The 21,943-nt window shown below is 62.1% G+C and carries 35 protein-coding genes; 32 read left to right on the top strand and 3 right to left on the bottom strand.

Features of this window, described 5'->3' with window-relative positions:
* Window positions 1–5 precede the first annotated feature (5 nt).
* From pabB to GN300_RS20170, 3 genes are all read right to left on the bottom strand, one after another.
* A complete protein-coding gene (gene pabB / locus GN300_RS20160; RefSeq protein ID WP_063316706.1) occupies window positions 6–2,090 on the bottom strand; it encodes an aminodeoxychorismate synthase component I in 2,085 nt (694 codons plus the stop codon).
* Window positions 2,087–2,611 (bottom strand): chorismate mutase family protein, encoded by a 525-nt coding sequence (locus GN300_RS20165; protein ID WP_019747551.1) that lies wholly within the window; start codon window positions 2,609–2,611, stop codon window positions 2,087–2,089. The genes pabB and GN300_RS20165 overlap by 4 nt, the downstream gene beginning before the upstream one ends.
* Before the next feature lie 85 nt (window positions 2,612–2,696).
* A complete protein-coding gene (locus GN300_RS20170) occupies window positions 2,697–3,173 on the bottom strand; it encodes a hotdog fold domain-containing protein (protein ID WP_003940943.1) in 477 nt (158 codons plus the stop codon).
* Between the two features lie 552 nt (window positions 3,174–3,725).
* Between GN300_RS20170 and rpsJ the strand changes: the two genes are divergently transcribed.
* From rpsJ to truA, 32 genes are all read left to right on the top strand, one after another.
* Window positions 3,726–4,031, top strand: coding sequence for a 30S ribosomal protein S10 (gene rpsJ, locus GN300_RS20175; RefSeq protein WP_003938093.1), 306 nt, complete (start codon window positions 3,726–3,728; stop codon window positions 4,029–4,031).
* 17 nt (window positions 4,032–4,048) lie between these two features.
* The gene (gene rplC / locus GN300_RS20180; protein WP_003940826.1) at window positions 4,049–4,705 is read left to right on the top strand and encodes a 50S ribosomal protein L3; all 657 of its coding nucleotides are present in this window, start codon (window positions 4,049–4,051) and stop codon (window positions 4,703–4,705) included.
* Complete coding sequence (rplD, locus tag GN300_RS20185; protein WP_003940723.1) at window positions 4,702–5,376, top strand: 50S ribosomal protein L4; 675 nt, start codon at window positions 4,702–4,704, stop codon at window positions 5,374–5,376. Before rplC ends, rplD begins: the two co-directional genes overlap by 4 nt.
* Window positions 5,373–5,678: a 50S ribosomal protein L23 gene (rplW, locus tag GN300_RS20190; protein WP_003940990.1), complete on the top strand. Its 306-nt coding sequence runs from the start codon at window positions 5,373–5,375 to the stop codon at window positions 5,676–5,678. Before rplD ends, rplW begins: the two co-directional genes overlap by 4 nt.
* 39 nt (window positions 5,679–5,717) lie before the next feature.
* Window positions 5,718–6,554 carry a 50S ribosomal protein L2 gene (gene rplB, locus GN300_RS20195; RefSeq protein WP_003940895.1) on the top strand — a complete coding sequence of 279 codons (837 nt, stop codon included), beginning with the start codon at window positions 5,718–5,720 and terminating at the stop codon, window positions 6,552–6,554.
* A 13-nt stretch (window positions 6,555–6,567) separates the two neighbouring features.
* Window positions 6,568–6,849, top strand: a complete 282-nt coding sequence (gene rpsS, locus GN300_RS20200; protein ID WP_003940820.1) for a 30S ribosomal protein S19 — start codon at window positions 6,568–6,570, stop codon at window positions 6,847–6,849.
* Window positions 6,846–7,250 (top strand): 50S ribosomal protein L22, encoded by a 405-nt coding sequence (rplV, locus tag GN300_RS20205; RefSeq protein WP_003940717.1) that lies wholly within the window; start codon window positions 6,846–6,848, stop codon window positions 7,248–7,250. The genes rpsS and rplV overlap by 4 nt, the downstream gene beginning before the upstream one ends.
* A complete protein-coding gene (gene rpsC, locus GN300_RS20210) occupies window positions 7,250–8,056 on the top strand; it encodes a 30S ribosomal protein S3 (RefSeq protein WP_003941003.1) in 807 nt (268 codons plus the stop codon). The genes rplV and rpsC overlap by 1 nt, the downstream gene beginning before the upstream one ends.
* Window positions 8,057–8,059: 3 nt before the next feature.
* Window positions 8,060–8,476, top strand: coding sequence for a 50S ribosomal protein L16 (rplP, locus tag GN300_RS20215; RefSeq protein ID WP_003940899.1), 417 nt, complete (start codon window positions 8,060–8,062; stop codon window positions 8,474–8,476).
* Entirely contained in the window at window positions 8,476–8,712 is a 237-nt protein-coding gene (gene rpmC, locus GN300_RS20220; protein ID WP_003940734.1) for a 50S ribosomal protein L29, read from the top strand. The genes rplP and rpmC overlap by 1 nt, the downstream gene beginning before the upstream one ends.
* A complete protein-coding gene (gene rpsQ, locus GN300_RS20225; RefSeq protein WP_003941020.1) occupies window positions 8,709–8,990 on the top strand; it encodes a 30S ribosomal protein S17 in 282 nt (93 codons plus the stop codon). The genes rpmC and rpsQ overlap by 4 nt, the downstream gene beginning before the upstream one ends.
* 346 nt (window positions 8,991–9,336) lie before the next feature.
* Window positions 9,337–9,705 (top strand): 50S ribosomal protein L14, encoded by a 369-nt coding sequence (gene rplN / locus GN300_RS20230; RefSeq protein WP_003940951.1) that lies wholly within the window; start codon window positions 9,337–9,339, stop codon window positions 9,703–9,705.
* Entirely contained in the window at window positions 9,705–10,022 is a 318-nt protein-coding gene (gene rplX, locus GN300_RS20235; protein WP_003941019.1) for a 50S ribosomal protein L24, read from the top strand. Before rplN ends, rplX begins: the two co-directional genes overlap by 1 nt.
* Before the next feature lies 1 nt (window position 10,023).
* Window positions 10,024–10,590, top strand: a complete 567-nt coding sequence (gene rplE, locus GN300_RS20240; RefSeq protein ID WP_003940924.1) for a 50S ribosomal protein L5 — start codon at window positions 10,024–10,026, stop codon at window positions 10,588–10,590.
* A gap of 4 nt (window positions 10,591–10,594) precedes the next feature.
* The gene (locus tag GN300_RS20245) at window positions 10,595–10,780 is read left to right on the top strand and encodes a type Z 30S ribosomal protein S14 (protein ID WP_003940698.1); all 186 of its coding nucleotides are present in this window, start codon (window positions 10,595–10,597) and stop codon (window positions 10,778–10,780) included.
* A 452-nt stretch (window positions 10,781–11,232) separates the two neighbouring features.
* Window positions 11,233–11,631, top strand: a complete 399-nt coding sequence (gene rpsH / locus GN300_RS20250; RefSeq protein WP_003940873.1) for a 30S ribosomal protein S8 — start codon at window positions 11,233–11,235, stop codon at window positions 11,629–11,631.
* 14 nt (window positions 11,632–11,645) lie between these two features.
* The gene (gene rplF, locus GN300_RS20255) at window positions 11,646–12,185 is read left to right on the top strand and encodes a 50S ribosomal protein L6 (RefSeq protein ID WP_003940970.1); all 540 of its coding nucleotides are present in this window, start codon (window positions 11,646–11,648) and stop codon (window positions 12,183–12,185) included.
* Window position 12,186: 1 nt separating this feature from the next.
* The gene (rplR, locus tag GN300_RS20260) at window positions 12,187–12,594 is read left to right on the top strand and encodes a 50S ribosomal protein L18 (protein WP_003940996.1); all 408 of its coding nucleotides are present in this window, start codon (window positions 12,187–12,189) and stop codon (window positions 12,592–12,594) included.
* A 31-nt stretch (window positions 12,595–12,625) separates the two neighbouring features.
* On the top strand, window positions 12,626–13,297 hold the full coding sequence (gene rpsE / locus GN300_RS20265; RefSeq protein WP_003940718.1) for a 30S ribosomal protein S5: 672 nt from the start codon (window positions 12,626–12,628) through the stop codon (window positions 13,295–13,297).
* A complete protein-coding gene (gene rpmD / locus GN300_RS20270; protein WP_003940751.1) occupies window positions 13,297–13,476 on the top strand; it encodes a 50S ribosomal protein L30 in 180 nt (59 codons plus the stop codon). The genes rpsE and rpmD overlap by 1 nt, the downstream gene beginning before the upstream one ends.
* Before the next feature lie 2 nt (window positions 13,477–13,478).
* Window positions 13,479–13,922, top strand: a complete 444-nt coding sequence (gene rplO / locus GN300_RS20275; protein WP_003940829.1) for a 50S ribosomal protein L15 — start codon at window positions 13,479–13,481, stop codon at window positions 13,920–13,922.
* A 276-nt stretch (window positions 13,923–14,198) separates the two neighbouring features.
* On the top strand, window positions 14,199–15,518 hold the full coding sequence (secY, locus tag GN300_RS20280; RefSeq protein WP_003940773.1) for a preprotein translocase subunit SecY: 1,320 nt from the start codon (window positions 14,199–14,201) through the stop codon (window positions 15,516–15,518).
* On the top strand, window positions 15,515–16,060 hold the full coding sequence (locus GN300_RS20285) for an adenylate kinase (protein WP_003940868.1): 546 nt from the start codon (window positions 15,515–15,517) through the stop codon (window positions 16,058–16,060). The genes secY and GN300_RS20285 overlap by 4 nt, the downstream gene beginning before the upstream one ends.
* Window positions 16,060–16,857 (top strand): type I methionyl aminopeptidase, encoded by a 798-nt coding sequence (map, locus tag GN300_RS20290; RefSeq protein WP_003940806.1) that lies wholly within the window; start codon window positions 16,060–16,062, stop codon window positions 16,855–16,857. The genes GN300_RS20285 and map overlap by 1 nt, the downstream gene beginning before the upstream one ends.
* 313 nt (window positions 16,858–17,170) lie before the next feature.
* Window positions 17,171–17,392, top strand: a complete 222-nt coding sequence (infA, locus tag GN300_RS20295) for a translation initiation factor IF-1 (protein ID WP_003418601.1) — start codon at window positions 17,171–17,173, stop codon at window positions 17,390–17,392.
* Between the two features lie 90 nt (window positions 17,393–17,482).
* The gene (gene rpmJ / locus GN300_RS20300) at window positions 17,483–17,596 is read left to right on the top strand and encodes a 50S ribosomal protein L36 (RefSeq protein WP_003938068.1); all 114 of its coding nucleotides are present in this window, start codon (window positions 17,483–17,485) and stop codon (window positions 17,594–17,596) included.
* A 250-nt stretch (window positions 17,597–17,846) separates the two neighbouring features.
* Window positions 17,847–18,221, top strand: a complete 375-nt coding sequence (rpsM, locus tag GN300_RS20305; protein WP_003940834.1) for a 30S ribosomal protein S13 — start codon at window positions 17,847–17,849, stop codon at window positions 18,219–18,221.
* Window positions 18,221–18,634: a 30S ribosomal protein S11 gene (gene rpsK / locus GN300_RS20310; protein WP_003940683.1), complete on the top strand. Its 414-nt coding sequence runs from the start codon at window positions 18,221–18,223 to the stop codon at window positions 18,632–18,634. Before rpsM ends, rpsK begins: the two co-directional genes overlap by 1 nt.
* A gap of 22 nt (window positions 18,635–18,656) precedes the next feature.
* Window positions 18,657–19,262, top strand: coding sequence for a 30S ribosomal protein S4 (gene rpsD / locus GN300_RS20315; RefSeq protein WP_003940769.1), 606 nt, complete (start codon window positions 18,657–18,659; stop codon window positions 19,260–19,262).
* A 120-nt stretch (window positions 19,263–19,382) separates the two neighbouring features.
* The gene (locus GN300_RS20320; protein ID WP_003941016.1) at window positions 19,383–20,444 is read left to right on the top strand and encodes a DNA-directed RNA polymerase subunit alpha; all 1,062 of its coding nucleotides are present in this window, start codon (window positions 19,383–19,385) and stop codon (window positions 20,442–20,444) included.
* Between the two features lie 29 nt (window positions 20,445–20,473).
* Window positions 20,474–21,031, top strand: coding sequence for a 50S ribosomal protein L17 (gene rplQ, locus GN300_RS20325; protein ID WP_003940748.1), 558 nt, complete (start codon window positions 20,474–20,476; stop codon window positions 21,029–21,031).
* Between the two features lie 6 nt (window positions 21,032–21,037).
* Window positions 21,038–21,922, top strand: a complete 885-nt coding sequence (gene truA, locus GN300_RS20330) for a tRNA pseudouridine(38-40) synthase TruA (RefSeq protein ID WP_063316705.1) — start codon at window positions 21,038–21,040, stop codon at window positions 21,920–21,922.
* The last annotated feature ends 21 nt before the right edge of the window (window positions 21,923–21,943 follow it).

Here is a 21,943-nt window from a genome sequence, read left to right on the forward strand (position 1 = left end):
TGGATCTACCCGCCGTACTCGAGGACCCGCGAGGACACCGCATCGAGCGCACGGAGCAGCGTGGACGCCTTGACCGTGGTCTCGTCGAATTCTTCTTCCGGATCGGACAACGCTGTGATGGCACCGCCGATTCCGAAGGTCACGCCGCTCTCGGTGCAGACCAGCGACCGGATCACGATCGAGAGGTCCGCGGCGCCACCGAGCGCGAAGTACCCGATCGATCCCGAGTAGACCCCACGTGGGCCTGATTCGAGGCGGTCGATGATCTCCATCGTCCGTACCTTCGGGGCGCCGGTCATCGATCCACCGGGGAACGCGGCACGCACACAGTCCACCGCCGACGACCCCGGACTCAGGTGTCCGCGCACCGTCGACACCATTTGGTGAACGGACGAGTACGACTCGATCGCGAACAGCCTCGGAACGTGGACACTTCCCGGAACGCAGACCTTGGTGAGGTCGTTGCGGGTGAGGTCCACGATCATCAGGTTCTCGGCGCGGTCCTTCTCGCTGTCGAGCAGGTCCTGCCGTAGGGCAGCATCACGCGCTCGGGTGACGCCGCGCGGGCGGGTCCCTTTGATCGGCTTGGACTCGACGTTGCCGGCCGAGTCGACACGAAGGAACCGCTCAGGCGAGGCCGAGACCACCGAGATGCCGGTGAAGTCGAGAAGTGCGCTGTACGGCGTCGGATTGATCGAGCGCAGATACTCGAACGCCTGCTGTGCATCGATCGTCTCGTCGACGCTCGCCATGTTGGTCAGACACACCTCGTAGGACTCACCCGCCCGGATCTCCGAGAGGGCCGTTCCGATCAACGACAGGTACTGATCGCGATCATGCCGAAGGCGAGCCTGCGTCCAGACGGTGTCGCTGATCAGCGGAACCGGGGTGCGTTCCGGAAGGTCCGCGCCGATCCGCGCCAAGGTGTCGACGGTCGATTCGAGCCAATCGTCATAGCCGGCGTCCCGGACTTTCTCGCGCAATCTCAAAACGTGAGTGCGGCCCGCGGTGTGATCGATGACGACGGCGCGATCGGCAAACACCAGAGCGGCATCAGGAGTGGGTGCCGGATGGACTGCCCTTCCTCCGGTCTGTGCTTTCAGTTCGTAGCCGAGGTATCCCACGTAGCCGAGGTTGAAGTCGAGTTCCGGATGCGAGGGCACGAAGCGTGTCGAGAGTTGTGCGTCCAAGTAATCGAAGAAAGGAACTCGAATGTGCTCGTCGGACAAGCCTTTTCGGCTGACAGTCAGTACCTCGGCTTGCACGTCGTACGTGATGAACTCGGCCAGCGGCCCCGACGAATCGCCGAGAATCGAAAAGCGCGCACTCGGCTCTGCGGTTGCCGCGCGGTCCAGCCAGAACGCGTTCGGGCCGTCGGCGAACAGTGCTGCATAGGCCGCCGACGGGTCCACTGCAAAATCGAGAGTCACGTCGTCGATGTCGTAGTTGATCGCCGGCCGCAGGTCGGGTGTTTGCGGAACAGGTTCGGGTCGGATCACCGAATCCAGAGTGCGTCCGACGGACAGATCGCGGAAGTTCGCGAGCAAATCTATGCCGAACTCGGTGCTGATGGACTCCGGATGGAACTGAACTCCCCACATCGGCTTGGTCCGGTGCCGGACACCCATGAGCAGACCGTCGGACGTCCACGCGGTACGAACGAAGGCGTTCGGCAGATTCTCGACGGTCAACGAGTGGTAGCGAACAGCTCGGAACGGCGACGGAAGTCCGGCAAAAATGCCCGAGCCGTCGTGATCGATCAGCGAAATTCGGCCGTGCATCGGTACGGGCGCAACCACCACGTCCGCGCCGAACAACTCGCACAGGCCCTGGTGGCCGAGACAGACACCGAGAAGTGGGAGAGGCGCTTCTTCGATGAAACGGCGGCTGATTCCGAAATCACGGTCGCGATCCGGCCGGCCGGGACCTGGGGAGATGACCACGTTGTCGTACGACGCGAGATCGAGGGAATCCCAATCCGCGTCGTTGCGGACCACGGTCGGCACAACCCCGTTGACCTCGGTCAACAGGGTGAACAGGTTGTAGGTGAACGAGTCGTAATTGTCCACCAGAAGGGTGCGGGAACTCATGTCGATGATCCTGATCTCGGTCCGACGGATTCCCGAACAGTGTCCTCCTCCTCAACAGGTGCGTTGATCACCAGGTCTTCGAGTCGACAGGTCTCGGCAATCATCAGCTCGTACAGGGCGTTGAAGAAGTCGGGGGAGAGGTCGTGTCTACGGGCGAATTCACGCGCCCGCTCCTGCACGAGGCGGACGCGGCCGGGTTGCATCATCGGAACCTCGCGGGAGCGCTTCCACTCGCCGATGCGCAGGCAGAGTTCCAGCCGCTGCCGCACCGTCTCGAGAAGTAGAGCGTCGATGGCGTCGAGGTCGCGCCGGAAGCTGTCCAATCCCTCGGCCTCGTCCGGATACGACGAGGTCTGCGTGCCTGCTTCGGAACTCGTTGTGGTCAAGAACTCTTCCACGAGGCCTCCCGGTGCTCGGCGTGACGCGAGGTCGACAATGTGGTGCCCGGAACGCAACCCACCTCCGGACACCGGCACCCCGACCGACCATCGCCGTTCGGGGAGGTGTTCCACGATCGTCATTCGCCGAAACCTGCGGTGGTGCCTAATTCTGCGAAACCTGTTTGGCGGGCGAATCAGGTTGCGATGCAGGCGGGTTCGTGAGTTCCTACTTGGGGGAGACCCAGGTGGTGATTTCGGCGTGGACTACTTCCTTGCCGCCCCGGTCGAAGATCGAGATGGGAACGAGAAGTTCCGTGCCACTCTCGATCGCCGCGAAGTCCGGCAAAGTCTCGAGTCGGGCGACCGCCCGCAGGCCGGTCTCGGCCTTGGCGAGGTAGTCGACCTTCATCGACTTGGGGATCCAGCGGTGCGAGTTCGGAACCGTCGCTTCGCTCAGCATGCCCATCGCGACCTCCGCGAGGTTGCAGGCAGCGATCGCGTGAAAAGTGCCGAGATGGTTGTGGACGCCCCACCATTTGGGGGAGCGGACCTCGCAGAGCCCTGGTTCCAACTTGGTCACCCGGGGGAGAACAGAGGCGAAATAGGGCACGCGAATGGACATCGCCGCCGAGAAAACTGCATGTCCGAGGGCATTGTCCGGCAATTTCTGCCATCCGCGATAGGTAGGGCTGGAGGTAGTCATAGGCCTATCTTACTTCTGAGTAAGGTTGTTGTCGCGCAGCTCACTCGGAAAAGGCAGTTCGGGGGAGTTGAGGATTTGGGCCAGGTACGGCATACTGGTCGGGTTGCCTTGTCCGGGACGCGGTCGATTGCGGCCGTGATCGGGTAAGGGTAAGACGTCACAGACGATCGATCGCAGATCCCGTCAGGGTAATCGGGTCAACGACTGTGACCATGCAAGACGAGAAGTAATGCAGGACGGAAGCAGTACCTACTTTGTGTTCGACATCGAACACGTCCGGTACGCATCACGCGCCAGATAATCGAAAGATTGTCCGGCGCAGGATGAGTGAGAAGGCGACACGCCCGACCGCGTGTACCGGAGAACAATGACAAACGAACAGCGGCAGCAGATCCTGATCTCGATCCGAATCTCGGTACTCCCGAGAACTTGGACTTGGTCCCGATCGCTTCAGTGTTCGTCGTGTCATCGTCCAGGCAAGGACTGTGCAGACGAGGTAGCTCGAGCCTGACCAGGCGGGCTACGAAACGCGGCAAGAAAAGGACACTAAGCGTGGCGGGACAAAAGATCCGCATCAGGCTCAAGGCCTACGACCACGAGGCGATCGACGCGTCAGCGCGCAAGATCGTCGAGACGGTAACCCGTACGGGTGCCCGCGTCGTTGGACCTGTGCCGTTGCCGACCGAGAAGAACGTATATTGCGTCATCCGCTCGCCGCACAAGTACAAGGACTCGCGCGAGCACTTCGAGATGCGTACTCACAAGCGGCTGATCGACATTCTCGACCCGACGCCGAAGACGGTTGACGCGCTCATGCGCATCGACCTTCCGGCCAGTGTCGACGTGAACATTCAGTGACGGCGGAGACAAAAACAATGACTGATACCAAGATCAAGGGAATCCTGGGCACCAAGCTCGGCATGACCCAGGTCTTCGACGAGAACAACCGGGTTGTCCCGGTCACCGTCGTGAAGGCTGGGCCGAACGTCGTAACCCAGATCCGTACCGAAGAGCGTGACGGCTACAGCGCCGTTCAGCTCGCGTTCGGCGCCATCGACCCGCGCAAGGTGAACAAGCCGACTTCCGGCCAGTTCACCAAGGCTGGTGTGACCCCGCGTCGCCACGTAGTGGAGCTCCGCGTTGCGGACACCTCCGACTACGAGGTCGGCCAGGAGCTCACCGCCGAGGTCTTCGAGGACGGCGCATACGTCGACGTCACCGGAACCAGCAAGGGCAAGGGCTTCGCCGGAACCATGAAGCGTCACGGCTTCAAGGGACAGGGCGCGTCGCACGGTACCCAGGCTGTTCACCGCCGCCCGGGCTCCATCGGTGGCTGTGCAACTCCCGGCCGCGTGTTCAAGGGCATGCGCATGTCCGGACGCATGGGTAGCGACCGCATCACGACGCAGAACCTCTCGGTCCACAAGGTGGATGCAGAGAACGGCCTGCTGCTGATCAAGGGTGCGATCCCCGGCCGCAAGGGCGGCCTCGTGATCGTCAAGAGTGCAGTGAAGGGTGGTGCACGGGCATGACCAGCACCGAGACCAAGTTGACCCTGGACGTCAAGGTCGCCGGCGGCAAGACCAACGGCACCGTCGATCTCCCCGCTGAGATCTTCGACGCTCCGGCCAACATCGCGCTTCTCCATCAGGTTGTCGTCGCGCAGCTCGCAGCTGCTCGTCAGGGAACCCACTCCACCAAGACCCGCGGCGACGTCCGCGGCGGTGGCAAGAAGCCGTACCGCCAGAAGGGCACCGGCCGCGCACGCCAGGGCTCGACTCGCGCACCGCAGTTCGTCGGCGGCGGAACCGTTCACGGCCCGCAGCCGCGTGACTACAGCCAGCGCACCCCCAAGAAGATGAAGGCAGCCGCTCTTCGCGGAGCCCTCTCTGACCGCGCACGCAACGAGCGCATCCACGTCATCACCGAACTGGTTGCAGGGCAGACGCCTTCGACCAAGGGCGCAATCGCGTTCCTCGGCGAGATTTCGGATCGCAAGAAGCTGCTGCTCGTCGTGGGTCGCCAGGATGTAGCCGCTTGGAAGAGCGTGCAGAACCTGGAAGGCGTGCATCCCATTGCACCCGACCAGCTCAACACCTACGACGTGCTCAATGCAGACGATGTCGTGTTCAGCGTCGAGGCACTCAACGCGTTCATCCACGGGCCCGCAGAGAGCGCTCAGAACAAGGAGGACGCCAAGTGAGCACCATCGCTGACCCCCGCGACATCCTGCTCGCTCCGGTCATCTCCGAGAAGTCCTACGGACTGATCGAGGAAGGCACCTACACCTTCCTGGTGCACCCGGACTCGAACAAGACGCAGATCAAGATTGCCGTCGAGAAGGTCTTCGGCGTCAAGGTGACCAGCGTCAACACCGCCAACCGTCAGGGCAAGCGTAAGCGGACCCGATTCGGTTACGGCAAGCGCAAGGACACCAAGCGCGCGCTCGTGACCCTGTCCGCTGACAGCAAGCCCATCGAGATCTTCGGAGGACCGGTCGCGTAAGCGCCGGGACTTGACGAGACATAGAGGACGAGAAGACTCATGGCAATCCGTAAGTACAAGCCGACAACACCGGGCCGTCGTGGCTCGAGCGTCTCGGACTTCGCCGAGATCACTCGGTCGACCCCCGAGAAGTCGCTGGTTCGCCCGCTGCACGGTCGCGGTGGACGTAACGCACACGGTCGTATCACCACCCGTCACAAGGGTGGCGGACACAAGCGTGCATACCGACTGATCGATTTCCGTCGCAACGACAAGGACGGCATCCCGGCAAAGGTCGCTCACATCGAGTACGACCCCAACCGCACAGCAAACATCGCACTCCTGCATTACGCAGACGGTGAGAAGCGCTACATCATCGCCCCCAAGGGCCTGGTGCAGGGTTCACCGGTCGAGTCCGGTGCAGGCGCCGACATCAAGCCGGGCAACAACCTGCCGCTGCGCAACATCCCGACTGGTACCACCATCCACGGTGTGGAACTGCGTCCCGGCGGCGGAGCCAAGATGGCTCGTTCCGCAGGCGCCAGCATCCAGCTCCTCGGTAAGGAAGGCAGCTACGCCACGCTGCGTATGCCTTCCGGTGAAATCCGTCGCGTCGACGTGCGCTGCCGCGCATCCGTCGGCGAGGTCGGCAACGCCGAGCAGTCGAACATCAACTGGGGCAAGGCCGGCCGTATGCGTTGGAAGGGCAAGCGCCCGACCGTTCGTGGTGTCGTGATGAACCCGGTCGACCACCCGCACGGTGGCGGCGAGGGCAAGACCTCAGGTGGACGCCACCCGGTCAGCCCGTGGGGTAAGCCTGAAGGCCGTACCCGCAAGAACAAGGCAAGCGACAAGATGATCGTCCGTCGCCGCCGCACCGGCAAGAACAAGCGCTAGGAGGGAGTGAAGGATGCCACGCAGCCTTAAGAAGGGCCCGTTCGTCGATGACCACCTCCTCGCGAAGGTGGATGTACAGAACGAAAAGGGAACCAAGCAGGTCATCAAGACCTGGTCCCGTCGTTCGACAATCATCCCGGACTTCATCGGCCACACGTTTGCAGTTCACGACGGCCGCAAGCACGTCCCCGTGTTCGTTTCCGACTCCATGGTCGGACACAAGCTCGGAGAGTTTGCACCGACCCGCACGTTCAAGGGTCACATCAAGGATGATCGGAAGGCGAAGAGGCGATGAGCAACACCGAAACCGCCAACCCGACTGCCAAGGCTGTAGCGAAGCACGTTCGCGTTACGCCGATGAAGGCACGTCGAGTTGTGGACCTGGTCCGCGGGCGCTCGGTTGAAGACGCCCTGAACATCCTGAAGTTCGCGCCGCAGGCAGCGAGCGAGCCGGTCGCCAAGGTGATCGCCTCCGCAGCAGCCAACGCCGAGAACAACCTCGACCTCGACCCCAGCACGCTTGTCGTTGCTACGGCGTTCGTGGACGAGGGCGCGACCCTCAAGCGGTTCCAGCCGCGTGCACAGGGACGTGCGTTCCGTATTCGCAAGCGCACCAGTCACATCACCGTGATCGTGGAGAGCCTGCCGAAGACCGGAACATCGACCCGTAATCGCCGGAAGGGAAGTGCTCAGTAGTGGGCCAGAAAATCAACCCGCACGGCTTCCGTCTCGGCATCACCACCGACTGGAAGTCTCGCTGGTACGCAGACAAGCAGTACGCGGAGTACGTCAAGGAAGACGTCGCGATCCGTAAGCTCCTCGCCACCGGCATGGAGCGCGCAGGAATCGCGAAGGTCGAAATCGAGCGCACCCGTGACCGTGTTCGCGTGGACATCCACACTGCACGTCCGGGCATCGTCATCGGCCGCCGCGGCGCCGAAGCCGATCGCATCCGCTCCGAGCTCGAGAAGCTGACCGGCAAGCAGGTTCAGCTGAACATCCTCGAGGTCAAGAACGCAGAAGCTGAAGCACAGCTCGTCGCACAGGGTGTGGCCGAGCAGCTCTCGAACCGCGTTGCCTTCCGTCGTGCAATGCGCAAGGCCATCCAGTCGGCCATGCGTCAGCCCAACGTCAAGGGAATCCGCGTTCAGTGCTCCGGTCGTCTCGGCGGCGCCGAGATGTCCCGGTCGGAGTTCTACCGCGAAGGCCGTGTGCCGCTGCACACGCTTCGTGCGGACATCGACTACGGCCTCTACGAGGCCAAGACCACCTTCGGTCGCATCGGCGTCAAGGTCTGGATCTACAAGGGCGACATCGTCGGTGGCAAGCGTGAGCTCGCCGCCAACACGGCCGCACCGGCCGGGGATCGCCCGCGTCGTGAGCGTCCGAGCCGTCCGCGTCGTTCCGGTGCCACCGGTACCACTGCGACCAGCACCGAGGCCGGCCGCGCAGCGACCGCAACCGCCGATGCTCCCGCAACTGAACAGAATCAGGAGGGCTGACGCATGTTGATCCCACGGCGGGTCAAGCACCGCAAGCAGCACCACCCGAGCCGTTCGGGTGCCGCCAAGGGCGGTACCCAGGTGACCTTCGGTGACTACGGCATCCAGGCTCTCGAGCCTGCCTACATCACCAACCGGCAGATCGAGTCCGCTCGTATCGCCATGACTCGGCACATCAAGCGTGGCGGCAAGATCTGGATCAACATCTTCCCGGATCGCCCCCTCACGAAGAAGCCGGCCGAAACCCGAATGGGTTCCGGTAAGGGTTCGCCCGAGTGGTGGATTGCCAACGTCAAGCCCGGACGCGTTCTGTTCGAGATGACATACCCCAACGAGGAGATTGCTCGCGAGGCCCTGCGCCGCGCGATGCACAAGCTCCCGTGCAAGTGCCGGATCGTGACCAGAGAGGAGCAGTTCTGATGGCTACTGGAACCCCAGCAGCAGAGCTCCGCGAGCTCAGTGAAGACGAGCTGGTCACCCGGCTCCGTGAGTCGAAGGAAGAGCTTTTCAACCTTCGTTTCCAGATGGCTACCGGCCAGATGGACAACAACCGACGACTGCGCACCGTTCGTCACGAGATCGCGCGCATCTACACCGTCCTGCGTGAGCGTGAGCTCGGACTCGCTGTGGGTCCGGATGCAGGTGACGCGGCATGAGTGAGGAAAAAGCAGTGAGCACAGAAGAGCGCGCGAGCCGTAAGGTCCGTGTCGGATACGTCGTGTCCGACAAGATGGAAAAGACGATCGTGGTCGAGCTCGAAGACCGCGTCAAGCACAAGCTCTACGGCAAGATCATCCGCCGTACGACCAAGGTGAAGGCGCACGACGAGAACGGCGTTGCCGGCGTCGGCGACCGCGTTCAGCTGATGGAAACCCGTCCGCTGTCCGCGACGAAGCACTGGCGTCTGGTCGAGGTCCTCGAAAAGGCCAAGTAAGCCTGATCGAATCCTCGAGCTGATCGAGTATCACCGAATGGCCCGCTTCCCCTTGGGGGAGTGGGCCATTCGGCTTTCCGCGGGCTTTCGAGGCTTTCCGGGCGAAGGGTCCGAGTTGCGTCGAGTACGGCTGATTTGGTATTCGGTGAACCCTTCCCTACAATAGAACGGTTGCCTGTGGCAGAGGTGTGTCTTCACGTGCGCAGCTCGAACGGTGCTTGCAGTGATCGTCTCCCGACGTCAGTCGGTGGGACTGCAGCTCAGACACGACGCAGGTGGCAACAATGACCGCGCGCACCGGGTCGGTAATCCGTTGCGCACGAAATTCCAGGTCTAGGGAGATCAAGTGATTCAGCAGGAGTCGCGAGTTCGCGTCGCTGATAACACGGGTGCCAAGGAAATCCTTTGCATCCGCGTTCTCGGCGGTTCGTCACGTCGCTACGCCGGGATCGGTGACGTCATCGTCGCCACCGTCAAGGACGCAATCCCCGGTGGAAACATCAAGAAGGGTGAGGTCGTCAAGGCCGTCATCGTTCGCACGACCAAGGAGCGCCGTCGTCCGGACGGTTCCTACATCAAGTTCGACGAGAACGCTGCAGTGCTCATCAAGGCTGACAGTGATCCCCGTGGAACCCGCATCTTCGGACCCGTCGGCCGTGAGCTGCGCGAGAAGAAGTTCATGAAGATCGTTTCGCTTGCCCCGGAGGTGCTGTGATGAAGGTGCACAAGGGTGACACCGTTCTGGTCATCGCCGGCAAGGACAAGGGCGCGAAGGGCAAGGTCATTCAGGCCTACCCCGCGACCGACAAGGTCCTCGTCGAAGGCGTGAACCGAATCAAGAAGCACACCGCGGTTTCCGCGAACGAGCGCGGAGCATCCTCCGGCGGCATCGTCACGCAGGAAGCCCCGATCCACGTTTCCAACGTTGCAGTCGTCGACTCGGACGGAAACCCCACCCGCGTGGGCTACCGCACCGACGAAGAGTCCGGCAAGCGCGTTCGGATTTCCCGGAAGAACGGGAAGGACATCTGACATGACCTCCACCGAAAACAAGGTCCAGCCGCGCCTCAAGGCACGCTACCGCGCTGAGATCAAGGACGCGCTCAACAGCGAGTTCGACTACTCGAACGTCATGCAGATCCCCGGCGTCGTCAAGGTTGTCGTCAACATGGGCGTCGGCGACGCCGCCCGTGACGCCAAGCTGATCAACGGCGCTGTCCATGACCTGTCGCTGATCACGGGCCAGAAGCCCGAGATCCGCAAGGCACGTAAGTCCATCGCGCAGTTCAAGCTCCGCGAAGGTATGCCCATCGGCGCACGCGTCACCCTCCGTGGCGACCGCATGTGGGAGTTCCTGGACCGCCTCGTGTCTGTCGCTCTGCCCCGTATCCGCGACTTCCGTGGTCTCTCGGGCAACCAGTTCGACGGCAACGGCAACTACACGTTCGGCCTCAACGAGCAGTCGATGTTCCACGAGATCGACGTGGACAAGATCGATCGCCCCCGCGGCATGGACATCACCGTCGTGACCACCGCAACCAACAACGAAGAAGGCCGTGCACTGCTCAAGCACCTCGGCTTCCCGTTCAAGGAGAACTGAGCGCATGGCTAAGAAGGCATTGGTCAACAAGGCCAACAAGAAGCCCAAGTTCGCGGTTCGCGCCTACACCCGCTGCCAGCGGTGCGGTCGCCCGCACTCGGTGTTCCGCAAGTTCGGCTTGTGCCGTATCTGCGTTCGCGAGATGGCTCACGCCGGCGAGCTTCCCGGAGTTCGCAAGAGCTCTTGGTGATCTGAGGCCCTCGGGCTTCGTCACACCACGCATGTGAATGGGCGTGGGTTCCTTTGGAACCCACGCCCATTCGTGGTTTCCATCAAGATGCGTGTCGAGCCGATCCTGAAAAGAACTGTCCCGCTGCGACTCTGGTTGAAAGCGATCATCGTTCGTCGGTGTCGTTCTTCTGTGCCGAACGAGCAGTTCAGATTTCGGGGTGCGTCGATACCGTCCCGATCAGCGACCTTCGGGTGGCGGTGGGGGAGGTGACATGGCATCCCGGTGGACACCTGCGCCAAAGTTCCCTACACTAGAGCGGTTGCCGTGGCTGACGCATGCGTTCAGCTCGGTGCGGTAACTTACGCCGTCTGACACAAGTCGGACGGCCCAGCCGAATTGCTGGAGGCCCACGATCGGATTCGTCCGGTGTTGCATGGGAACCACAGCGAGAAAGGTGTCGAGGTCGACCTATGACCATGACTGACCCCATCGCAGACTTCTTGACGCGTCTGCGCAACGCCAACACGGCGTACCACGATGAGGTGAAGCTTCCCCACTCGAAGATCAAGGCGAACATCGCCGAGATCCTCAAGCGCGAGGGCTACATCTCCGATTTCCGTACCGAAGACGCAGAGGTCGGCAAGACCCTCATCGTCGATCTGAAGTACGGTCCCAGCCGCGAGCGTAGCCTCGCCGGCGTGCGTCGCGTTTCCAAGCCCGGTCTCCGGGTTTACGCGAAGTCCACCAACCTGCCCAAGGTCCTCGGAGGCCTCGGCGTGGCCATCATCTCCACGTCGTCCGGTCTGCTCACCGATCGCCAGGCGGCCAATCAAGGAGTAGGCGGGGAAGTCCTCGCCTACGTCTGGTAAGGGAGGCCACCACAATGTCGCGTATTGGAAAGATTCCGGTCACCGTCCCCGCGGGCGTTGACGTCACGATCAGCGGCCAGGATGTCACCGTCAAGGGTCCCAAGGGCACCCTCGCGCTGACCATCTCCGAGCCCATCGCAATCGAAAAGGCAGAGGACGGCTCGCTGAGCGTCACGCGCCCCGACGACGAGCGTCGTAGCCGCGCGCTGCACGGTCTGTCGCGGACCCTGGTTGCGAACATCATCACCGGTGTCACCGAGGGTTACACGAAGAAGATGGAGATCCACGGTGTTGGTTACCGTGTGGCACTGAAGGGCAAGGACCTCGAGTTCGCGCTCGGCTTCAGCCACCCGGTGCCGATCGAGGCTCCTGAAGGCATCACCTTCGTCGTCGAGTCGCCCACCCGGTTCTCGGTGTCCGGCATCGACAAGCAGAAGGTCGGGCAGATCTCGGCCAACATCCGTCGTCTCCGTCGTCCGGACCCGTACAAGGGTAAGGGCGTGCGTTACGAGGGTGAGCAGATCCGCCGCAAGGTCGGAAAGACGGGTAAGTGATATGAGCCAGACTGCAAACCAGAAAGCCAAGCGGATTCCGCTGGGCAAGGATGCGTCCACCAAGCGTCGTCTCTCGAAGACGCGTCGTCACTTCCGTCTCCGCAAGAAGGTCTCCGGCACGCCCGAGCGTCCCCGCTTGGTCGTCAACCGGTCCTCGCGCCACATCCACGTCCAGCTCGTGGACGACCTGGCCGGCCACACCCTGGCCTCCGCGTCGACCATCGAAGCAGACGTGCGCGTGGCAGAAGGCGACAAGAAGGCTGCGAGCGCGAAGGTCGGTCAGCTGATCGCCGAGCGCGCCAAGGCTGCCGGCGTGGAAGCAGTTGTCTTCGACCACGGCGGACACGGCTACCACGGTCGCATCGCGGCCCTGGCAGACGCGGCTCGCGAAGGCGGGTTGAAGTTCTGATGACCAACATTTTCAACGGAAGGACAGCCTGATGCCGGGACGTCAAAGGCGTGACGGCGGAAGCGGACCCGCCGGACAGAATGGCCCCAACAGCGGTGACAACAGCAACGCTCGTGGGGACAACCGTGGTGGCGGCCGTGACCGTCGCGACGGTGGCCGTGGCGGAAACGCTGCGGAGAAGTCACAGTTCATCGAGCGCGTTGTCACGATCAACCGCGTTTCCAAGGTCGTCAAGGGTGGTCGTCGCTTCAGCTTCACCGCTCTGGTGATCGTCGGAGACGGCAACGGACTGGTCGGCGTCGGCTACGGAAAGGCCAAGGAAGTTCCCGCGGCCATCCAGAAGGGTGTCGAGGAGGCTCGCAAGAGCTTCTTCCGCGTCCCGATGATCGCCAACACCATCACTCACCCCGTTCAGGGTGAGGCTGCTGCCGGCATCGTCATGCTTCGCCCGGCAAGCCCCGGTACCGGTGTTATCGCCGGTGGCGCTGTGCGCGCCGTGCTGGAGTGCGCTGGTATCGCGGACATCCTGTCGAAGTCGCTCGGTAGCGACAACGCCATCAACGTCGTGCATGCGACCGTTGCTGCGCTCAAGGGTCTGCAGCGTCCCGAGGAAGTTGCGGCTCGCCGCGGCCTCACCCTCGAAGAGGTTGCACCCGCCGGCATGCTTCGCGCTCGCGCACAGGCTGCTGGGAGTGTGAAGTAATGGCAGATCTCAAGGTCACTCAGATCAAGAGCATCATCGGGACCAAGCAGAACCAGAAGGATTCTCTGCGCACGCTGGGTCTCAAGGGCATCCGTCAGACCGTTGTTCGTGAGGACAACGCACAGAACCGCGGTCTGATCAACGTGGTGCGCCACCTCGTAACAGTTGAGGAGGTCTAACCATGACCATCAAACTGCACCACCTGCGCCCCGCTCCGGGATCCAAGTCCAACAAGATTCGTGTTGGACGCGGTGAGGGCGGCAAGCGTGGTAAGACCGCAGGTCGCGGTACCAAGGGCACCAAGGCACGTAACACCGTGCGCGTGGGCTTCGAGGGTGGACAGATGCCGCTTCACATGCGTCTGCCCAAGCTCAAGGGCTTCACGAACCCGTTCCGCGTCGAGTACCAGGTCGTCAATGTCGGCGACATCGCCCGTCTGTTCCCCGAAGGTGGAGCAATCACGGTCGAGGATCTCGTCGCCAAGGGCGCAGTCCGCAAGAACCAGCTCGTCAAGGTTCTGGGCGACGGCGAACTGACAGTTGCCGTTCAGGTGACCGTCGACAAGTTCACCGGTTCCGCCAAGGAAAAGATTGCTGCTGCCGGTGGTTCCGCCACCGAGCTGTGAGTGATCACGCGTAGCTAGTCCGATGGCCGCAGCGCAGCGTTTGCTGCGGTGCGGCCATCGGCGTCTACGAGGTCGTGTCACAGGTACGAGGTCTTGTCACAGACTGGTCGTGCATGCTCGGACGGGCCAGTATTCTGGTCACCGAGTGGCAAATGTATCTTCGGCTTACCCGGTTTTCGTGGTCTGCCCGCCTAGTTCCCAAATGCTCACTGTTAGAGTTCAAAAGTTCGACAGGTCAAAACGATCTGTCTCCCTACCGTCGTGCCAGGAGGATCTTTGCTTTCCGCCTTCGTCTCGGCCCTCAGGACCCCAGACCTGAGGCGGAAGATCCTCTTCACCCTCGGCTTGGTGGCTCTGTATCGGGTCGGCGCTCTCATCCCGTCCCCAGGTGTCGACTACGGCCGTGTGCGTCAGTGCATCGATATCGCCAACTCCGGTGACTCAGCAGGTATCTACTCGCTGATCAACCTGTTCTCCGGCGGCGCTCTACTGCAGATGTCGATCTTTGCGATCGGCATCATGCCGTACATCACGGCGAGCATCATCGTGCAGCTGCTGACCGTGGTGATTCCGAAGTTCGAGGAACTTCGGAAAGAAGGCCAGTCCGGCCAGGCCAAGATGACGCAGTACACGCGTTACCTGTCCATTGCTCTGGCAATCCTGCAGTCGACCGGCATCGTCGCTCTTGCGGCACGCGGACAGTTGCTCCAGGGCTGTGACGACATCATCGCCGACAAGTCGATCTTCGGTCTTGTCATCATCGTGCTGGTCATGACTGCCGGTGCTGCCATGGTCATGTGGTTCGGCGAGGTCATCACCGAACGTGGCGTCGGCAACGGTATGTCCCTCCTCATCTTCGCCGGTATCGCATCGCGTATCCCGAGCGAGGGCAAGGCAATCCTCGACAGCCGTGGTCCGCTGGTCTTCGCCTTCGTCTGCCTCGCAGCGCTGCTGATCATCGCCGGTGTCGTCTTCGTCGAGCAGGGTCAGCGTCGTATCCCGGTGCAGTACGCGAAGCGGATGGTCGGACGCAAGATGTACGGCGGTTCCTCGACGTACCTGCCTCTGAAGGTGAACCAGGCCGGCGTCATCCCGGTGATCTTCGCGTCTTCACTGCTGTACCTCCCGAACTTGATTGCACAGCTGACTTCGGCCAGTACAGCGGTCGACCCCAGTTGGTGGCAGCGCCTCATCAACACCTACCTGGTGAATCCGGCCAACCCGGTGTACATCGCGATCTACTTCGGCCTGATCGTCTTCTTCACGTACTTCTACGTCGCCATCACCTTCAATCCCGAAGAGCGCGCCGACGAGATGAAGAAGTTCGGCGGCTTCATCCCCGGTATCCGACCCGGTCAGCCGACCGCGGACTACCTCAACTACGTGCTGAGTCGCATCACCCTTCCGGGTGCGATTTACCTCGGCACCATTGCTGTTCTGCCCAACCTGTTCCTCGACATCGGGAACGGCGGCGGCGCGCAGAACCTGCCGTTCGGTGGCACCGCGGTGCTGATCATGGTCAGCGTCGGCCTGGACACCGTGAAGCAGATCGAGAGTCAGCTAATGCAGCGTAACTATGAAGGGTTCCTCAAGTGAGACTTGTCCTCCTTGGTCCTCCCGGTGCCGGCAAGGGCACCCAGGCCGCTATCTTGTCCGAGAAGTTCGGCGTTCCCCATATCTCCACGGGTGATCTCTTCCGCGCGAACATCGGTCAGGCCACCGCTCTCGGTGTGGAAGCAAAGAAGTACATCGACGCCGGCGAACTCGTACCGAGCTCGATCACCAACGACATGGTGAAGGCTCGCGTCGCAGAACCGGACGCAGCAAACGGTTTCCTTCTCGACGGATTTCCGCGCTCGGTCGAACAGGCTCAGGCACTCGAGGGAATCTTGAAGGATCTCGACACCAAGCTCGACGGTGTCCTCTCCTTCGTCGTCGACGAGGACATCGTGGTCGAGCGTATGCTCGCCCGCGGTCGTGCCGACGACACCGAGGACGTCATTCGCAACCGACTCCGGGTCTACCGCGACGAGACGTCACCGCTGTTCGATTACTACAAGGACAGCATCGTCTCCGTCGACGCGATCGGCGAGGTCGAAGAGGTCAACGCTCGCGCACTGGCAGCGTTGGGTAAGTAATGGTCTTCGGGCGCAAACGCAAGGTTGTTCCGTTCCGCTCCGCGGGCGAACTCGACGCGATGGCTGCTGCCGGCGCGATCGTGGGTTCGGCTCTGGTGGCGGTTCGCGCTGCGGCGAAGCCCGGTGTCAGCACTTTGGAATTGAACGCGGTCGCTGAATCCGTCATTCGTGACGCCGGCGCCGTGCCCTCGTTCCTCGGGTACCACGGCTTCACCGGCTCGATCTGCTCTTCGGTCAACGATCGCGTCGTTCACGGAATCCCTTCAGCTCAGGACATCCTGGCTGAAGGCGACCTGGTTTCCATCGACTGTGGCGCGATCCTCGACGGATGGCACGGTGACTCCGCTTGGACGTTCGGTGTCGGTGAGATCAGCGTCGCCGATCAGGAGCTCAGCGAAGCCACTCGGCTTTCTATGGAAGCCGGGATCGCGGCAATGATCGCCGGCAACCGTCTGACGGATGTTTCGCACGCGATCGAGGTCGGCACTCATGCCGCCGAGAAGTTGCACGGTCGTTCCTACGGCATCGTCGACGGATACGGCGGACACGGAATCGGCCGGGAAATGCACATGGATCCGTTCCTCGCCAATGAAGGTGCCCCGGGTAAGGGTCCTGAACTGGTTGTCGGATCGTGCCTGGCGATTGAGCCGATGCTCACGCTCGGCACCACCGACACGGTGATTCTCGACGACGACTGGACCGTTGTGACGACCGACGGGTCCCGTGCGGCGCACTGGGAACACACTGTCGCAGTGACCGAAGACGGTCCGCGGATTCTGACACTCCGGCCGGAGTAGTCGACACAGTCGCTGACAAGTGTTGGCAGCGAGCATGATTCATGTTCGAGAAGTCCCAGCCTCATTTCGAGGCTGGGACTTTTTCGATGGGGGAGCGGTGTGCGTCGTCACCCTGACCGGAGGCGCATTTGGCCTGGTCGTTTACATCGCGTAACATGGCTAGGCGGTGCGCTATGCGCGTCGATAGTTCGTGTGCCTACGCCCGGATCGCTCCGGGATCGGGCTTTCGAACTGCCGACGATCTTTCCATTGCGTGCCAATGTAACGGAAGCCGATGCACGAAGCATGCCAAACCAAACGGATCGCGGAGGATATGGCTAAGAAAGACGGGGCCATCGAGGTCGAAGGACGAGTAGTCGAGCCGCTGCCCAATGCGATGTTCCGCATTGAGCTCGAGAATGGCCACAAGGTCCTCGCCCACATCAGCGGAAAGATGCGTCAGCACTACATTCGCATCCTCCCGGAAGATCGCGTTGTCGTAGAGCTCTCGCCCTACGATTTGTCGCGCGGACGCATCGTTTACCGCTACAAGTAACGAACTTCCCGGACCTGACCTGGGTCAGGGAGAAGTATGTCTGCCGCGGTTCATCGCGGCGGGCTGCGACAAAACAGGAGATCAGAAGACGTGAAGGTTCAGCCGAGCGTCAAGAAGATCTGCGAGAAGTGCAAAGTGATTCGCCGTAACGGTCGAGTCATGGTGATCTGCGAGAACCTGCGTCACAAGCAGCGTCAGGGCTAGATCTAGCTTTTCGAAGATCTGCTTGGCAACAAGCAAAGAAGACCTCCCAGTACCAGCCATTGTTGACGAGACCCCACGCGATCGTTCACCGATCGCCAAGGTCGGACAATGGTTCACCCCCGGCACGGAGGCCGGGGCCCCACTGAGTTAGTTGATGAGATCATCTGCGCCTTCGGGCGTCGGTACTCGGCAAGAGGCACAGGGGAAGGGCTGGGAGCAGACCTCCGCACACCGATAAGGAAATGCCACCATGGCACGTCTCTCTGGTGTTGATCTTCCTCGCGAAAAGCGCATGGAGATCGCACTGACATACATCTACGGCATCGGCCGTACCCGCTCCAAGGAAATCCTTGACGCCACCGGCGTCAGCCCGGATCTCCGGAGCAAGGACCTCTCGGACGAGGACCTGGCAAAGCTCCGCGAGTACATCGAGGAGTCGCTCAAGGTCGAGGGTGACCTTCGCCGCGAGGTTCAGGCCGACATCCGTCGCAAGATCGAGATCGGCTGCTACCAGGGCCTGCGCCACCGTCGTGGTCTGCCCGTGCGTGGTCAGCGCACCAAGACCAACGCCCGTACCCGTAAGGGTCCGAAGCGCACCATTGCCGGCAAGAAGAAGGCGAAGTAATGCCCCCGAAGTCACGTAGCACCGGTCCGAAGAAGACCCAGAAGACGCGTCGCAGGGATAAGAAGAACATCCCGCACGGCGCCGCTCACATCAAGAGCACCTTCAACAACACCATCGTGTCCATCACGGACCCCGCCGGAAATGTCATTTCCTGGGCGTCTTCGGGACACGTCGGCTTCAAGGGTTCGCGTAAGTCGACTCCCTTCGCCGCTCAGCTTGCTGCTGAGAGCGCTGCCCGTAAGGCGCAGGAGCACGGTGTCAAGAAGGTTGACGTCTTCGTCAAGGGACCGGGATCCGGTCGCGAGACCGCAATCCGTTCCCTCCAGGCCGCTGGCCTCGAGGTCGGCACCATTTCCGATGTAACCCCCCAGCCGCACAACGGCTGCCGTCCGCCCAAGCGGCGTCGGGTATAGCGGGAAGGATAGGTAGAAGAAAATGGCACGTTATACCGGACCCATCACCCGCAAGTCGCGTCGTCTGCGCGTCGACCTCGTTGGAGGCGACCAGGCATTCGAGCGTCGCCCGTACCCGCCCGGACAGCACGGCCGCGCGCGTATCAAGGAGAGCGAGTACCTGCTCCAGCTGCAGGAGAAGCAGAAGGCTCGCTTCACCTACGGCGTCATGGAGAAGCAGTTCCGCCTGTACTACAAGGAGGCGAACAACCGCCCCGGCAAGACCGGCGAGAACCTGCTTCGCATCCTCGAGTCGCGTCTCGACAACGTCGTGTACCGCGCAGGCCTCGCTCGCACGCGCCGTCAGGCACGTCAGCTGGTCACGCACGGTCACCTTCTCGTGAACAACAAGAAGGTCGACATCCCGAGCTACCGCGTCTCGCAGTACGACATCATCGATGTCAAGGAGAAGTCGCTCTCCACGCTTCCGTTCCAGGTTGCGCGTGAGACCGTCGGCGATCGCCCGGTTCCCGGGTGGCTGCAGGTTGTCGGCTCGCGTCTGCGGATCCTGGTTCACCAGCTTCCCGAGCGCGCGCAGATCGACATTGCTCTGCAGGAACAGCTCATCGTCGAGTACTACTCGAAGTAAGGCGCTTCGCACCCCGTGAGTGGTTGAGGAGTCTCCGGACTCCTCAACCACTCACAGGGCCGCAGGCCCTTTCCCATCGTGGGCGTCAAATAGTGGACGTCCGTACAGGAGGAAATACCAATGCTCATTTCTCAGCGACCCACGCTGACCGAAGAGGTCATCGCTGATAACCGCTCGAAGTTCGTCATCGAGCCCCTGGAGCCAGGTTTCGGGTACACGCTCGGCAATTCGCTGCGCCGCACGCTGCTCTCGTCGATCCCCGGCGCTGCTGTCACCAGCATCCGTATCGACGGCGTTCTCCACGAGTTCACCACCGTCCCGGGCGTGAAGGAAGATGTCACCGACATCATCCTGAACCTCAAGGGCCTCGTCGTGAACTCCGAAGAGGACGAGCCGGTCACCATGTACGTCCGCAAGCAGGGCCCCGGCGCTGTTACTGCAGGCGACATCGTGCCCCCGGCAGGCGTCACCGTGAACAACCCTGATCTGCACATCGCCACCCTGAACGACAAGGGAAAGCTGGAGATCGAGCTCGTAGTCGAGCGCGGTCGCGGCTATGTCCCCGCCGTTCAGAACAAGGCGTCCGGCGCAGAGATCGGCCGTATCCCGGTCGACTCGATCTACTCGCCGGTGCTCAAGGTCACCTACAAGGTGGAGGCCACTCGCGTCGAACAGCGCACCGACTTCGATCGGCTCGTTCTCGACGTGGAAACGAAGAACTCCATCACCGCACGGGACGCGCTCGCTTCGGCGGGCAAGACCCTGGTTGAGCTCTTCGGCCTGGCCCGTGAGCTGAACGTCGAAGCAGAAGGAATCGAGATCGGACCCTCGCCTGCCGAGGCCGATCACATCGCTTCCTTCGGACTCCCCATCGAGGATCTGGACCTCACGGTCCGCTCCTACAACTGCCTCAAGCGCGAAGGTGTTCACACCGTCGGTGAGCTTGTCGGCCGTACCGAGTCCGATCTGCTCGACATCCGCAACTTCGGACAGAAGTCCATCGACGAGGTCAAGGTCAAGCTGCATTCGCTCGGCCTGTCCCTCAAGGACAGCCCCGCATCCTTCGATCCCACCACCGTTGCCGGCTACGACGCCGCCACCGGAACGTGGAGTGACACTGATGCCGGTTCCTTCGGCGATGCCGAAGGTACCGAGGACTACGCCGAGACCGAACAGCTGTAGCAGCTCAGGTCCTTTACTAGGAGATCATCATGCCCAAGCCCAAGAAGGGTGCCCGCTTCGGCGGGTCGGCTTCCCACCAGAAGGCGATTTTCGCCAATCTGGCTACCGCGCTCTTCGAGCACGGTCGCATCACCACCACCGAGTCCAAGGCCAAGGCACTGCGCCCCTACGCCGAGAAGCTCGTCACGCACGCAAAGGCCGGCACGCTGGCTCACCGTCGTGAGGTGCTGAAGGTCATCCGCAACAAGGATGTCGTTCACACCCTGTTCGCCGAGATCGGCCCGTTCTACGCGGACCGTAACGGTGGATACACCCGCATCATCAAGACGATCCCCCGCAAGGGTGATAACGCTCCGATGGCAATCATCGAGCTCGTCAAGGAAAAGACCGTCACCTCCGAGGCTGACCGCGCTCGTCGCGTCAAGTCCTCGCAGGAAGCTCCCGCCGCAGAGAACGTCGTCGAGGCCGTAGAGGCCGACGCGACCGAGGCTGAGGTCGAGAACGCTGACGCAGTCGTCGAGGCCATCGAGAACGAGACCGCAACTGCGGCCGACGCTCCCGAGGCCGAAGAGGCCAAGAAGGACTAGTCTCCCTTGGTTTCGGCACATGCTGAATCGAACGAGCCCGCCGCCCCCATCGGGGACGGCGGGCTCGTTCGATTGCGGCTCGACATCTCCTACGACGGCACCGACTTCTCGGGTTGGGCCCGCCAGACCGATCTGCGCACCGTGTGCGGTGAGATCGAAGACAAGTTGGGAACGGTGCTTCGACGCCCGGTTCAGTTGACCGTTGCCGGTCGAACCGACGCCGGTGTCCACGCCACCGGTCAGGTAGCGCACGTCGACGTTCCGGGAGAGTTGCTCCCGGACGATCCGTCGCGACTCGTGCGCAGACTTGCACGATTTCTGCCCAAGGACGTTCGGGTCAAACAGATATCGGTGGTTCCGGGTGACTTCGATGCGCGCTTCTCCGCGATGCGACGTTATTACGAGTACCGGGTGACCAACGCGGCGTTCGGAGTGGAGCCACTACGCGCACGCGACACCGTCTCGTATCCCAAACCACTCGATCTCGGAGCGATGCAGGAAGCGTCGAATCGGCTGCTGGGTCTGCACAACTTCGCGGCATTCTGCAAGCGTCGAGAAGGCGCCACGACGGTGCGGGAGCTGCAGCGTTTCGACTGGAGCCAAGAGGGCACGGTGTTCACGGCGTACGTGAATGCCGATGCGTTCTGCTGGTCGATGGTTCGCAGTCTTGTCGGCGCAGTCCTCTCCGTCGGTGAGGGACGGCGCACCGCCGACTGGGTGGCAGGTTTGCTCGACGAAACTTCGCGGTCCAGTTCCATCCTCGTTGCGCCGGCGCACGGACTTTCGTTGGTCCGCGTGGACTACCCCGACTACTCGGAACTGGCTGCCCGCAACGCGATTACCCGTGAGACCCGCGAGATTCCGTCTTCGGGTGGATGCTGCGGCGACTGAACTTCACCATGCAAAATGCCC

Source organism: Rhodococcus sp. Ni2 (genome assembly GCF_021352185.1).
GTDB lineage: Bacteria > Actinomycetota > Actinomycetes > Mycobacteriales > Mycobacteriaceae > Rhodococcus_F > Rhodococcus_F qingshengii.